The sequence below is a fragment of the Sphingobacterium sp. 18053 genome (assembly GCF_902706145.1).
GTDB classification, from domain to species: domain Bacteria; phylum Bacteroidota; class Bacteroidia; order Sphingobacteriales; family Sphingobacteriaceae; genus Sphingobacterium; species Sphingobacterium paramultivorum.
In genome coordinates, this window is sequence record NZ_CACSJW010000001.1 from 490,934 (window position 1) to 504,886 (window position 13,953).

12 protein-coding genes are annotated in these 13,953 nt (G+C 39.4%); all 12 read left to right on the top strand.

Translation table 11 applies throughout. The annotated features are described in order from the left end of the window. Positions 1–69 precede the first annotated feature (69 nt). Positions 70–1,392, top strand: a complete 1,323-nt coding sequence (gene eat / locus GVK91_RS02210) for an ethanolamine permease (protein ID WP_159726688.1) — start codon at positions 70–72, stop codon at positions 1,390–1,392. Further along, on the top strand, positions 1,389–2,750 hold the full coding sequence (locus GVK91_RS02215) for a glutamine synthetase family protein (protein ID WP_159726690.1): 1,362 nt from the start codon (positions 1,389–1,391) through the stop codon (positions 2,748–2,750). The genes eat and GVK91_RS02215 overlap by 4 nt, the downstream gene beginning before the upstream one ends. A 7-nt stretch (positions 2,751–2,757) precedes the next feature. Continuing rightward, a complete protein-coding gene (locus GVK91_RS02220; protein WP_159726692.1) occupies positions 2,758–3,915 on the top strand; it encodes an iron-containing alcohol dehydrogenase in 1,158 nt (385 codons plus the stop codon). Continuing rightward, positions 3,890–4,666: a gamma-glutamyl-gamma-aminobutyrate hydrolase family protein gene (locus GVK91_RS02225; RefSeq protein ID WP_200845520.1), complete on the top strand. Its 777-nt coding sequence runs from the start codon at positions 3,890–3,892 to the stop codon at positions 4,664–4,666. Before GVK91_RS02220 ends, GVK91_RS02225 begins: the two co-directional genes overlap by 26 nt. Further along, positions 4,644–6,023 carry an aldehyde dehydrogenase family protein gene (locus GVK91_RS02230; RefSeq protein WP_159726694.1) on the top strand — a complete coding sequence of 460 codons (1,380 nt, stop codon included), beginning with the start codon at positions 4,644–4,646 and terminating at the stop codon, positions 6,021–6,023. The genes GVK91_RS02225 and GVK91_RS02230 overlap by 23 nt, the downstream gene beginning before the upstream one ends. A gap of 315 nt (positions 6,024–6,338) precedes the next feature. Then, positions 6,339–6,827 (top strand): NUDIX domain-containing protein, encoded by a 489-nt coding sequence (locus GVK91_RS02235; protein ID WP_159726696.1) that lies wholly within the window; start codon positions 6,339–6,341, stop codon positions 6,825–6,827. Between the two features lie 26 nt (positions 6,828–6,853). Then, positions 6,854–7,555 carry an HAD family hydrolase gene (locus GVK91_RS02240; protein WP_159726698.1) on the top strand — a complete coding sequence of 234 codons (702 nt, stop codon included), beginning with the start codon at positions 6,854–6,856 and terminating at the stop codon, positions 7,553–7,555. Positions 7,556–7,794: 239 nt separating this feature from the next. After that, entirely contained in the window at positions 7,795–9,522 is a 1,728-nt protein-coding gene (locus GVK91_RS02245; protein ID WP_159726700.1) for an amidohydrolase, read from the top strand. A gap of 410 nt (positions 9,523–9,932) precedes the next feature. After that, a complete protein-coding gene (locus GVK91_RS02250) occupies positions 9,933–10,649 on the top strand; it encodes a hypothetical protein (RefSeq protein ID WP_159726702.1) in 717 nt (238 codons plus the stop codon). Positions 10,650–10,738: 89 nt separating this feature from the next. Next, positions 10,739–11,467, top strand: coding sequence for a hypothetical protein (locus tag GVK91_RS02255; RefSeq protein ID WP_228280244.1), 729 nt, complete (start codon positions 10,739–10,741; stop codon positions 11,465–11,467). 167 nt (positions 11,468–11,634) lie between these two features. Further along, on the top strand, positions 11,635–12,837 hold the full coding sequence (locus tag GVK91_RS02260) for a S41 family peptidase (protein ID WP_159726704.1): 1,203 nt from the start codon (positions 11,635–11,637) through the stop codon (positions 12,835–12,837). Positions 12,838–12,916: 79 nt separating this feature from the next. Then, the gene (locus GVK91_RS02265; protein ID WP_159726706.1) at positions 12,917–13,912 is read left to right on the top strand and encodes a hypothetical protein; all 996 of its coding nucleotides are present in this window, start codon (positions 12,917–12,919) and stop codon (positions 13,910–13,912) included. Positions 13,913–13,953: the final 41 nt, after the last annotated feature.

Below are 13,953 nucleotides of genomic sequence, written 5' to 3' on the forward strand. Positions count from 1 at the left end.
ATCATTTAAACTATATGTAGTAAATTTAGATTAGTTAATTACTATCAATTTACCAACCTAAATAAAATTATGAGTGAGCCTCAATTAAAAAAAGTCCTTGGTCCAGTTATGTTATGGGGATTAGGTGTAGGCTATGTTATCTCGGGAATGTATTTTGGATGGAATCTCGGTTTGGCGGAAGGCGGCACATTGGGATTGGCCATTGCTACAGTATTCGTTATTATCATGTACCTTACATTCACCTTCAGCTATACAGAGCTGGCTTGTGCGATCCCTAGGGCTGGCGGAGCCTTTGAATATGCCAATCGAGGGCTGGGCAAGCATTTGGGATTTGTCGCCGGTATTGCACAAAATATCGAGTTTGTTTTTGCACCGCCTGCCATTGCCGCTGCTATAGGTGCTTATCTACATTTACTACATCCTTCGGTTGACTATCTTATTTTTGCGATTGGGGCCTATGTGATTTTCACTTCAATGAATATATTGGGGGTTAAGCTCGCCGCATCATTTGAATTGGTTGTAACTGTTCTTGCGGTTATTGAATTACTTATATTTGCAGGGGTTACATTTCCAGCTTTCGAATTTTCCAACCTTGAGCACAACGCATTGCCCAATGGGTTCTCGGGTATTTTTGCTGCTATTCCGTTTGCCATCTGGTTTTTTCTCGCTATTGAAGGTGTGGCCAATGTCGCTGAGGAAACTATCAATCCACAGAAAAATGTATTAATCGGCTTTGGATCGGCCATAGTGACTTTAGTTGTGCTTTGTATCATTACATTTTTATCGGCGGTGGGTGTCGGCGGTTGGGAGGCTGTTGTGTATCCTGTCGGAAGTACTGATCCGTCAGATTCGCCGTTGCCACTTGCTATTGCACATGTCATTGATAATCGCCATATTCTTTATAAATTACTTATAGGTGTTGGCCTATTGGGTCTTATAGCCTCATTTCATGGTATCATTCTCGCTGGTGGCAGAGCTACCTTCGAGTTTGGGAGAGTGGGTTATGCACCGTCGATTCTTGGAAAAGTACATCAACGATTTAAGACTCCGGCCAATGCACTCTTAATCAATATGGCTATTGGCATCATAGCATTATTGACCGGGAAGACCGCAGGCATTATTACCATCGCATGTTTTGGGGCAATCTGTCTTTACATTATATCCATGTGGTCATTTTTTGCCTTGCGAACAAAGGAACCTGATCTGGAACGCCCATTCAAAGTTCCGTTGTATCCGCTGTTTCCAGCGATTGCGTTGATTATCGCTGTCGTGTGTCTCATTGCAATGATATATTATAACCCATTGACAGCTCTATTATTCTTTGGGCTTGTCATCTTATCATACCTCTATTTCCTAATCTTCCTTGACAAGGACAAAACCATCAAATTATGATAACTAAAAATGAAATAATTTCCAAACTAAAAGCTTGCACAAGTACTCACGTTAAAGTTGCCGTTGCAGATATAGACGGGGTCTTACGTGGAAAATTCATGCATCGCGATAAGTTTATCTCTGCACTGGACAATGAATTTGGATTTTGTTCGGTGGTGTTTGGATGGGATGTTAATGATCAGGTTTATGACAATGTGGAAATTACAGGCTGGCATACAGGATACGGCGATTTCCCGGCACGTATTGATGGAAATACATTTCGACAGATTCCCTGGCAGGAGGATATTCCCTTTTTTCTAGCTGATTTTGAATCTCCACTTTCTCAGGACCAAAATGTGTGTCCAAGAGCTCTCCTTAAAAACATAATTTCACAGTCGGAGACTGCTGGATTTAAACCAGTTTTTTCACAGGAATTTGAATGGTTTAATTTCGTGAAAACCAATGATACCTCTTCCCAAAATAGTTTTAGAGACATGACACCAATCACATCTGGTATGTTTGGCTATTCCATCTTACGGATGTCCGACAATTATGGTTTTTTTCAGGATCTTTTAGCTATGCTCGAAAGATTCGGCGTACCTCTTGAGGGGCTGCATACGGAGACTGGGCCGGGTGTACTGGAAGCTGCTATCCAATGTAGTGATGCTCTTGAAGCTGCAGATAGGGCTACTCTCTTTAAATCTGCCGTCAAAGAAATTGGGAAAAAACATAATATTACCGCGAGTTTTATGGCTAAACAAACAAAGGACTTACCAGGCTGCAGCGGCCATGTGCATCAAAGTCTTTGGGATCTCAACAAACAGAGCAACCTCTTTTATGATAAAGAAGATGAACTCGGAATGAGCCAGTTGATGAAGCATTTTCTTGCTGGGCAATTGTATTGTTTACCTGATATTCTACCGTTATTGGCACCTACTGTTAATAGTTATAAAAGGCTGACTGAAGGAGCATGGGCACCTACAACCCTGACCTGGGGCATAGATAATCGTACCACAGCACTCCGCGTCATTGAAGGTGGCCCTAAAGCCACGCGCATTGAACACCGTGTTGTCGGTTCAGATGTGAACCCTTACTTGGCCATAGCAGCATGTTTGGCTAGCGGGTTGTATGGCATCAAACATAAATTGCCATTGGACAATCGTCATACTATTGGTAATGGTTATGAAGATCTGCAACACGGCGTATTACCAAGAAATCTCTACGATGCGACCACTCGAATGGCGCAATCGCAAATAGCATCCGAGTTGTTTGGCCAAAAGTTTGTCGATCATTTTTGTAAATCAAGGTTATGGGAATGGCGACAATTTTCAGAGCAAGTAACAGATTGGGAAACAAAAAGATATTTTGAAATTATATAACTGAACGATGGATACAGCAAAAATTTATGGTTTTAATTTTCCTACACCGATCCGTTTTGGTGCTGGAGTGATCGACGAGCTCCCAGGCTATTTATTGGCCAATGGACTTAGCCGCCCTTTATTGGTAACGGATCCGACTATTGCCGAACTGCCATTTTTTAAGGAAGTTCAACAAAGGCTGACGAACAAAGGGATCGACGTTATTGTCTTTCATGAGTTGCACAAAAATCCTGTAAAATCTGATGTTCTCTTGGGAGGAGATGTCTTTAGAGGGCAAAATAGAGATTCAATTATTGGCGTTGGCGGTGGAGCAGCACTCGACGTAGCTCGGGCGATTGCCTTGCGCGCAAATCACCATCTTGATTTATTTGATTACGACGATCTGATCGGCGGCGATATCTATGTGACCAACGAGATACCACCATTGATTACTGTACCTACGACCGCCGGCACCGGGAGTGAGGTAGGCCGTAGTGCTATTATTTCAGAAGATGAAACCAAGAAAAAACGAATTCTGTTTAGTCCGAGATTGATGGCAAAAATTGTATTTGCCGATCCTTTACTTACAATGGACCTGCCACCGTTTATTACGGCGGCAACGGGAATGGACGCACTTACGCACAATATGGAAGCCTATCTGGCCAAAGGGTACCATCCAATGTGTGATGGTATTGCGCTTGAAGGAATGGCCATGGTGGCTACTTCGATTGAGTGCGCTACAAAAGAATCTGACTTGCCATCGCGCTCTAAAATGCTTTTGGCATCATTGATGGGAGCTGTTGCATTTCAGAAGGGATTAGGAGTCGTTCATAGTTTAGCGCATCCGCTTTCTTCGCTCCTCGATACTCATCATGGACTGGCCAACGCGGTGAATCTTCCTTATGGCATGCAGTTTAATTATGTCGGTTTTGAAGATCGTTTCGATAAGATGGCCATGGCTTTGGGGCTTGGCAACAATGCTGGAGACAAGGTTGTTGACTATCTGTTTGACCTCAATGTACGTTTGGGACTACCTACACAGTTATCCGCAATTGGCGTACAAAAGGAACATTTGCAACCTTTATCAGAACTTGCGCTTGCAGATTTCTGTCACCCATCGAACCCCAAGCCCGTTAGTAAAGCCGATTTTCTTGCAATTTATGAAACCGCATACGAAGGAAAATGATATGTTAAAAATCGGTATTAGTGCCTGTTTTTTTTATCCTGACCCCGACAGGACGGTCTTTGGTCACAAATCACTGAGTTATATGGAAAATGATATGGCTCGATGGATTAGTAAAAAAGGTGTGCTTCCTATATTATTGCCGGATCTTGAAGAATCATTATTAGCGGACATCTTACAACAGATGGATGGCATAGTTCTTCAAGGTGGAAGCGATATAGCTCCTCAACACTATGGAGAAGAACCTATCGGCCCCTGGAAAGGAGACCCTTATCGGGATCAATATGAGCTAAAGATATTGGATTATGCCATCAGAAATCATAAGCCTGTCTTAGGTATCTGTCGGGGATTTCAGTTGATGAACGTGTATTTTGGAGGTACAATGTATCAGGATATCGTTAGTCAGCTTCCTCATTCGGCTGTACATCGTTCAGCAAGTTTATATGATACAATCAATCATCCGGTGCATATAGAACCAGGAACACTTTTCGACAGACTATATGGCCATGTTGCCAATCCATTGGTCAACACGGTACATCATCAGGCTGTTAAAGATCTTGGCCGTGATCTCGAAGTCTATGCGCGCTCGGAAGATGGATTTATCGAGGCATTTGGTTATACCAAAGAAGCGACCGGGAAAGTTATGGGTGTCCAATGGCATCCCGAATTTTCCCAAACACAGAAGGGAATACTTTTAGATGAAAATTTGATTTTTAATGTTTTTATTGAACATGCAAGACAACATAGAAATTAGAAATCCTGCAACTGGCGCTGTAGCGGCAACGTTGCCTTCAACCACAACAGTTGAGTTGGAAAATACACTATCCTTACTAAAGCAAGGACAGCACACATGGGCAAAAGTTCCTTTAAAGGATCGTTTAGCGTGCATCATACAATTTGGGCAGCTGATCTTGGCAAATAAACAGGAGCTTGCAGAGATCCTTACCAAAGAAACGGGCAAACCCATAACACAATCGCTTAATGAAATTAACGGAGCACAGAACCGCATTGAACATCTCCGAAAAAATGCTGAAAGATGGCTTTCAGAAGAAGTTATTGTGCGTGATGGCGCAACGCTAGAACATATTCGATATGAACCACTTGGTGTAATTGCCAATATTTCTGCATGGAATTTCCCTTATAATGTCGGCTTCAATGTTTTTCTCTATGCCTTGGTTGCGGGCAATGCTGTTCTCTATAAACCTTCTGAATTTGCCACGTTGACAGGCTTGCAGTTTGCAAAATATCTTTATCAGGCAGGCGTACCTGATAATGTATTTCATTGTGTTGTAGGAGATGGGCGGATTGGCCAGCATATCTTATCATTGCCATTGGACGGCTATTTTTTTACTGGATCCTATAAGACAGGAGTGCATATTGCCAAGACCGTAGCACATAAATTAGTTCCAGTCCAGCTTGAGTTAGGCGGGAAGGATCCGCTATATGTCACTGAAGATGTCAAAGATATAAAACAGGCGGCAGTGTCGGCAGCTGAGGGCGCTTTCTACAACAATGGGCAGAGCTGTTGTGCTGTTGAACGCATCTATGTTTCAGAACAGATATACGATCAGTTTATCGAGGCATTTATTGAGGAGGTAGCGTCCTATCGGGTGGGCGATCCATTCGCTGAAGATACATTTATTGGCCCTTTAACCAGAGCTGCTCAACTGGACGTTCTTGAAGAGCATGTGAAAGATGCCCTTAAAAAGGGAGCAATACTGCGGTTGGGCGGACACGCATTAGAAGGTGAGGGATATTATTATGCCCCAACTGTATTCGAACATTGTAATCACAATATGGCACTTATGCGTGAAGAGACTTTTGGTCCGCTGATAGGTATACAAAAGGTATTTTCAGACGAGGAGGCAATAACGCTGATGCAAGATACGACGTATGGCCTTACTGCAGCAGTGTTTTCTTCCGATCAGGACAGAGCAATGGATATCCTTGGCAAAATGGATACAGGAACAGTATATTGGAACTGCTGCGATAGGGTAAGCCCTAATGTACCTTGGTCCGGACGGAGAAATTCTGGTTTAGGTTCAACCTTGTCGGCTCAAGGTATTCGGGCATTTGTTCAGCCTAAAGCCTATCATTTAAGACCCGTATAATTCATATCTATTTTACTGATATAGCCCATTATGCCGATAGTTCATCGGATAATGGGCTTTCCATTTATACGATGTTATAAGCCTAGATCCATGAAAATATTGAAACCATATTATCCTCTTAAAGAGCTATTCAAAATGAAAGATGAGTGCGTAGAGATTATTAGCTCGCCTCGTGGTAAAGCTGTCACCAACGCGATTTATGCCGATGAGATAGATACGCAAGTCGTCACTTAGGAGATATAAACTGAATGAATTCGCTAAAAATGCTTGAAGACTCTCACAACATTTTCTATTTTTGTTACAAACAGAAAAGAGATGAGCAATGAAGTGACAGGTTTGAAGCGCGTAGCCACACTATGTATATTAAGAAATAAAGATAAGTTTCTATTGCTAAAACGCCTTAAAGAACCCAATAAAGATATGTATGTTCCCGTTGGTGGAAAATTAGACCCATTTGAAAACCCGGATGATGCAGTGGTTCGTGAAGTCATGGAAGAAACAGGAATCCATATCACTTCAAAACAATTTTGTGGCATGTTAACCGAAACATCACCGGTCAATTACAATTGGATCAGCTATGTATATGTATCCGATATCGAATATGTAGAGGCCCCCTATTGTAATGAGGGTGACCTCGAATGGATCTCTGCAGACGAACTGGAATCTATTCCGACCCCTTTAACTGATCTTTATATCTATGATTATGTGGCTAAGGGAAAACTGTTTGCTTTTAATGCCGTATATGATTCAGACCTAAACTTGACGGGGCTATGGGAACAATATGATGGTACCAAGATCAAGTAAACTTCGTAAATTGAATTAAAATTAGAATGATTATCAATAAAAATGCCATTAAAGTCATTGCATTCGATGCAGATGATACATTATGGATAAACGAGCCATATTTTCAAAAAGCAGAACATGATTTTTGCGCACTATTGGAAAATTATCTTCCACAACATGCAGTATCAAAAGAGTTATTTGAAACAGAAATGAATAACCTGTCCCTCTATGGGTATGGTGTGAAAGGCTTTATTCTTTGTATGATAGAGACAGCCAGTCGTATTTCTGCTGGACAGCTATCGCTGAAGACAATAAACAAAATCATAGCGATTGGACAGGATTTACTAAGGATGCCGATTGAATTATTGGAAGGTGTCGAAGATACGCTGGTAAGGCTTAGTGCACATTATAAATTAATTGTAGCCACAAAAGGGGATCTTTTGGATCAAGAAAAAAAGCTAAAAAATTCGGGGCTCCAAAAGTATTTCCATCATGTGGAGATTATGAGCAACGAGAAAAATGAGGATTACATAAAATTATTGAACAAAATTGAATGCCCCGCCGAAAATTTTATCATGATCGGAAATTCAATCAACTCCGATGTTCTGCCAGTATTGGAATTGGGAGGGCAGGCAATACATGTCCCTTACCATGTGACGTGGACACATGAGCAAGCTAGTGATGAGGTTAAACCAATCAATTTTCTTCAGGTAGAAAGTCTGGATCAACTGCTACCGATTCTGCTTTAATCGAAAATGCGCATCTAGATGCGCATTTTTAGTAACATTTCAATGCCCACTATTTTTAATCTTTATCCTCCATACCGATCTGCAGTCGGTTCAGTGCATTCATCAAAATGATCCTCGCGGTTAGGTCGACGATCTGTTTATCACCGAACACAAAGCATTAACTGACTATTCCCCTGCAAGGAGCTGCTAAACAATTAACTGTTTTCCTTTGTTATTCATTAGTACAGTTAACCTCTCACATGGCAATAATTACGAAATATCTATTTTTCTTTTTACCTCTTTTTATTTTAAGCTGTAAGAGCAATCAGCAAAAAGGGGATGCTTTCTATTTTGGTGGAAATATTGTAACGATGGAAGATGATTTACCTCAAGTAGATGCTTTAGTATTAAAAGACGGGAAGATTCTTTTCGTTGGTAACCGGAAAGAAGCAGATCCCTATATAGGAGAAAATACTAAACAGATCGATTTAAAAGGAAAAACTTTATTGCCTGGCTTTATTGACGCCCATGGCCATATCACTTCAAGAGCAGGAATGGAACAGGCAATAGATTTATCTCCAAGTCCATACGGTACCGTTAATTCAATACCCGATCTTCAAAAGGCTTTATTAACAGTTATTAAGCAAACAAAACTAGGGGGAGCTGTTCCTGTATTAGGAAATGGCTATGATGACGCCATCATGCGTGAGCATCGTCATCCGTCTCGTCAGGAATTGGATGCAGTCAGTACGACAAATCCAATTATTGTCATTCATGCTTCTGGTCATGCAAGCGTTGTCAATAGTGCGATGTTGAAGTTGTTAGGTATTGCCGAAAATGTGAAAGACCCCGAGGGAGGGCATTATGGCCGAAGCCCTGATAATCAACTAAACGGTAAGCTGGAAGAAAATGCCTCTTTCGCCGCGTTGGTGAAGTTAACGGATATGATTCCCAAGCCCAAACAGGCAAAAGATGAACTATCCCAATCCCTAAAAGATTTTGTCAAAGCGCAGGACGAATGGCTTAGTTATGGTCAGACAACAATCTGTGATGGACGTTCGATGGGAGTGAGTGTTGGCTTGTTAAAGGAAGCTGCTTCGAAAAATCTTTTAAAGGCTGACGTGGTTTATTTTCCGGATTTTGAAGCAAACAAAGCCGAATGGAAGTCCTTTAAACCCAATTACATGAAATACGAAAAGCACTTGAAATTTGGTGGATTTAAATTTTCGGACGATGGTTCACCTCAAGGAAAGACAGCCTGGTTGACAGAACCATACCTCGTTCCACCAGAAGGCCAATCGGCCGACTACAAAGGCTTTCCAATTTTTTCAGACGAGACCCTCTACAATGATTTAAAAACAGTGTTTTCAAATGATATTACAGCGCAATTACATGTTAACGGCGATGCGGCTATTGATCAAGCGCTTCGTGTGATCGGCAAATTGAAAACCGAAGGAATTTATAAGCCTGAGCTTAGGGCAACCTTGATACATGTGCAGAACAGCCGACCTGATCACATCGCCAAGATAAAAGAGATCGGTGTTATTCCTTCATATTTTTCGTCCCATGTTTATTTATGGGGGGATTGGCACTATCAAAGTGTTTTTGGCCCCAAACGTGCGGCGTTTATTAGTCCAGCTCAATCAGCAAAAAAAGCAGGAATATTGTTTACCATCCATCATGATAGTCCTGTAACACCTCCCGATCTAATGACTGGGGTGTATGCTGCGGTCAACCGGACGACACGTTCGGGTATGTTATTGGGTCCAGATGAACGAATTGATGTAAGGGACGCGCTCAAAGCAATTACGATCAATGCTGCCTATCAGTATCAGGAAGAAAAAGATAAAGGCTCTCTTAAAAAAGGAAAACTAGCTGATTTGGTTATTTTGGATCAGAATCCGTTAACAATTGACCCCAAAAAATTACGGGATATCAAAGTAGTTGAAACCATCAAAGAAGGGAAGACAGTCTTTAAGCGAAATTGATCAATCTGCAAATCCAATAAATAAAGACATCATTGTAAACCATATTTTAATTCGCAATTGTTTGGGAAAACCCGCTATTATTGTATGTTTTTCCCATTCTATTGGGAGGATGACGCTAAGTAGAAGTCCTTGTTTTCAAGCGGATCAAATGTTGAAATAAAACAGGAAAGTTGCATGACGATACAGCAGCATCAAATCTTCTTCTTTTAAAAAAATATAGCGAATAATAAATCGCCGCATGCAAATATAAAATGGTCTTTAACTCTTGTGGCTTGTGGCCTATCTTTATAAGATAATCAGTTCAAAATTTCATTTTTAAATGAATTGATCTATTTTATCATGCGATGCAAGGAAGTTCATCTCAGATAGGATCCTTCTCTTACTAAAATCAAGAAATAAATATGAAATTGATGTTGATATTTCTTTTTTCGATAAGCCTTGTTTACGGTCAATCTATACCAAATTTAACAGTAGGTTATGGAGACAGGTATGATAGCTTACCTAAATTAGTATTCAATACGGCTACATTAGAAGACTATCGTAAAGCATTTAGCTCCAATCACATTGTCAATAAAACTCCTGCTGTTGAAAGGAAAAATCTTGTGATCCCAACAGGCAAAGGCAAGCTAGAGTTCAAGAAATATAGTTTTTCAGCAGATCAGGGCGATGGATTTAGGGGCTGGGAGTATAAAGGCTATCTTCCCCAACTGAAAATGCATATTCTCGTAAGCAATCATGTTTCCGAATCATTAGGTTTTAGCGATCTGGTTTTACTCGATAGCACCAATGGTAGTCAACATACAATTGCTTCAATTGGCGATGGTGCAGTTGAAATACCAATTCCTTCTCCAAACGGATATTTTCTCACTTACTATTACAATCAGGTATATACTTCAAATAGTTGCTTTATTGGGATCCTTGCTGTCCGCAAAGGAAAAGCTCCTTTCCGGATCAAACTTTCCGAATACAACAGTTTTGAAACGGATAATTGGGCAGTGGAAGATATCAGATGGGTCAATAATACGACAATTATCATAAAAGCTTATACGCTTAAGAAAATTGACAATGAAAACAGCAAGCAGTTTGCCTACTACATTGCCCGATTAAGACAAGAAAACAACAAGTAAGGTATAGTGACTTGCTGATCACTTGAGTAATAACGGATCAATTTATTTAATAAGGTAAAGTAGTATCTACTTTACCTCTTAAAAACTTTATGAAAACACGACATAATATCATCATTTTAACTGCTGCAATTTGCTCTTGTAACAACCCTAGCATCCCCCAACAAAAACAGGTTGTGAAGCAATCAGAACATCCTATTGACGGAGAAGTAGCAATCTCCCAGCAGCAGATAGATACTGCACCTAACTCACATACTGCGAATAACGTGAAGACTACAACAGCAATAAGGTTCAATGAATTTGTCGTTTCGATTCAAGGCATGGCCATTTTTGATCCAGAAAAGATGGATCAGCTACAAAGGGACACTGTAGAGATCGATGCAGAAGTCGGAGAAAGTATCGAGGGAAGTTATATTTCTATTTTAAATGATCAGATTAGTGATTTGAAGGTGGAACAACGCTATGAAACCAGCGTAACTATTATGAACGAAGGGCCTCATTGTGATCTTACTGATTGGAAACATTTTAACTCAGACTGGAAGTCTTTAAAACAAAATAGGAATGGACTATTTTTTAGTGAAGAATATACCGATCAGGACTATCGATCCTTTCCCAGCGTGTCTATGGACGAGTTGAGGCAAAAAGTAAAAGAGCACTGTGGTGAAGAATGGTTTAAACTTTTGGCTAAAGTAAAATCGCCAACTGAATACCCATCATCAGTCAGTATAAGCCGCTATTTCTTACGGATCACATGTCGTCGTAAAGACAACGGTAAAGAAGTTACCAAATTTATAATTATCAAAACTCCTATGGGATGTTAGTAGTTTAGTTGCTGAATCACAAAACTAGTGTTTTCCAAGTTATAAATCTATGCAAAGAAATTATGAAAAAGTAATGTACCTTCCGAAGTGTCAGCATTATTTTAACGATGGTTTTATTATTTTTGTTACGGACTGAACCAATAAAATACCAATTCAAGAACACAACGATGAAATTAAGCCTATTGACTAAAGCTATTTTTACTATAGTACTCTTATTTTTGACAGAGAATAACATTTTCGCTCAAACCAAATACCAAAAGGATTTTTATGAGTTTTGGTCTGATATCAATAAACATTATGCCTATTTAGAAAGGCAAAATATCGACTGGAATAAAGTCAAAGAGATTTATTCAGCACAAGCAGAAGAAGTTACAAACGACAACGAGTTTATTCAGTTACTTGAAAATACGTTGAATGAGTTGTACAATGGACATTCCTCATTAAGCATGAATCTTAATACATCAAACAGGCTAATTCCATCGTGGTCCGACATACGTATCGAAAAAGATCAGAACAAATATTTAATAAAAGACTTAAGAAAAGGTTTTGGTGCAGAATTAGCGGGGTTAAAAATTGGTATGCAAGTAACTCTTTTCAACGGAGTATCAATAGATGAACAGTTAAAAAGTTTCTTACCTCGATTTACAGATTATCACAGTCCAAAGATGTATCAGTATGCTTTAGATATGCTTTTTGCAGGAACTCACGATAAAAAGCGGGTGATTACCGTAGTTGAAAACGGAGAACGCAAAACATTTGAACCAGTGAGCTATGGCAATAGGAATGAATTGTTGTATTATAAAGTTATAAATGAAAACACGGGGTATGTCAAAATCAATAATTCATTGGGAAATAACAACTTGATTGGTGAATTTGATAAAGCTCTTGACAGTTTGATTTTCCATAAAAACCTTATTTTGGATTTGACTGAAACTCCTAGCGGCGGAAATTCAACTGTTGGGAGAGCCATTATGGGGCGGTTTGTTAATAAACTTCTACCTTATCAGATTCACGAATTTGATGAGAAGGATTATGACACAAAACGACATTGGGTGGAGTATGTAAGTCCACGTAAGAAAATCTACAAGGGTAATGTGTATGTCCTCGTGGGACACTGGACAGGAAGTATGGGAGAAGGGATAGCTATAGGGTTTGATGCACTAAACAGAGCGACAGTTATTGGCACACCTATGGCGGGACTATTAGGCGCAATTTCAAATTTTCGTCTCACAGAAACAAAAATTGGATTCCAATTCCCGACTGAGAGATTGTATCATATCAACGGAATACCAAGAGAGGATTTTATTCCCAAGATTTTATGTGAAAATATCGAAGAAACATTAGAAAAAGCTAAGGAGGTAGCTTTGTAGATTAAGTAGGAGATTACGACTCAGTTTGTCCTAAAACTTGTGGAGCAATGTTATGATCAATGTGAACAATAAAAAGTTTATGCTTAATAAAGTTAACGATACTTTTATCCTTCTTTTGTTTATGCTTCTTTCCAACTACTGCAAAGCACAAACGGAAAATAAGAGCTTAAATATACCTGTATCTGTTAAAGGATCTACCTTTTTTAACGCGGATAAAAAAAACTGCATAGCGCTTCCATTTGGCTATTCAAATATCTCAAAACAACTGCCTGTCGACTCCATAGTGTCTGCTATACAAGATCATCGTGGCTTAGAAAATCTTTATGCGCTCAAATTTGAGCAATTACTCAAAAACGATCTTGTGATGCTACCCGAAGCATATGACGTTTCTTTTCCATTTGAGCAAGGTATCGGCAAAGAATATAGTCATATTAAAATTGCCTCTAATTTTCTCAGTTATAGAGGTTATTCGCTGCATTTTCTGGCTGTATATAATGCCGCCCGCTATAGCGAGCCATTCGTAGAAAAAATATATCTAATTTCAGTAAAGAATGGGAAGCCAGTTGATATAAAAAGAATATATCTTCATCATGAGGGAGAAATGGGATTCACGGACTATACATTATTTTATATAGATAAAAACTTTATAATCTCATTGCGGGATTATGAATTTAATGAAAATCCCTTTAGACAAAAACCTGTTTATCAATTTCAGCTTTTACGTAACGGAACATTTGTCAGATACTATGATCAGAATGGTTTATATAAAACTGATGAAGAAGAGGGCTCAATAAAAAATCACCACAAAGAAGGAAATTGGATAGAATTTAAAGCAAATCGGTATGTGGATTTACAAGAATACCCATCATTTACAGATTCGTATACGTACTTGGAAGCAAGGTATAAAGGAGGTCTTCCTGATGGCAAATGGAACTGTTATAAATTATTGCAAGAATATAATGAAGAAACAGGTGAACCAATAATCAGCACAAGAAAAATGGGACCATTGATTTATACTGAACTATACAAAAATGGATTATTGGAAAAACGAGAGTTTCATGTTCTTGATAAGTAGGTAGTCTGTTATAACTGATAAAATATGTAACTTGTATTTGA

Excerpts from the sequence above, each read along its gene's own strand:
- eat (WP_159726688.1), top strand. The coding sequence starts at position 70 with ATGAGTGAGCCTCAATTAAAAAAAGTCCTTGGTCCAGTTATGTTATGG.
- GVK91_RS02215 (WP_159726690.1), top strand. The coding sequence starts at position 1,389 with ATGATAACTAAAAATGAAATAATTTCCAAACTAAAAGCTTGCACAAGT.
- GVK91_RS02220 (WP_159726692.1), top strand. The coding sequence starts at position 2,758 with ATGGATACAGCAAAAATTTATGGTTTTAATTTTCCTACACCGATCCGT.
- GVK91_RS02225 (WP_200845520.1), top strand. The coding sequence starts at position 3,890 with ATGAAACCGCATACGAAGGAAAATGATATGTTAAAAATCGGTATTAGT.
- GVK91_RS02230 (WP_159726694.1), top strand. The coding sequence starts at position 4,644 with ATGCAAGACAACATAGAAATTAGAAATCCTGCAACTGGCGCTGTAGCG.
- GVK91_RS02235 (WP_159726696.1), top strand. The coding sequence starts at position 6,339 with ATGAGCAATGAAGTGACAGGTTTGAAGCGCGTAGCCACACTATGTATA.
- GVK91_RS02240 (WP_159726698.1), top strand. The coding sequence starts at position 6,854 with ATGATTATCAATAAAAATGCCATTAAAGTCATTGCATTCGATGCAGAT.
- GVK91_RS02245 (WP_159726700.1), top strand. The coding sequence starts at position 7,795 with ATGGCAATAATTACGAAATATCTATTTTTCTTTTTACCTCTTTTTATT.
- GVK91_RS02250 (WP_159726702.1), top strand. The coding sequence starts at position 9,933 with ATGTTGATATTTCTTTTTTCGATAAGCCTTGTTTACGGTCAATCTATA.
- GVK91_RS02255 (WP_228280244.1), top strand. The coding sequence starts at position 10,739 with ATGAAAACACGACATAATATCATCATTTTAACTGCTGCAATTTGCTCT.
- GVK91_RS02260 (WP_159726704.1), top strand. The coding sequence starts at position 11,635 with ATGAAATTAAGCCTATTGACTAAAGCTATTTTTACTATAGTACTCTTA.
- GVK91_RS02265 (WP_159726706.1), top strand. The coding sequence starts at position 12,917 with ATGCTTAATAAAGTTAACGATACTTTTATCCTTCTTTTGTTTATGCTT.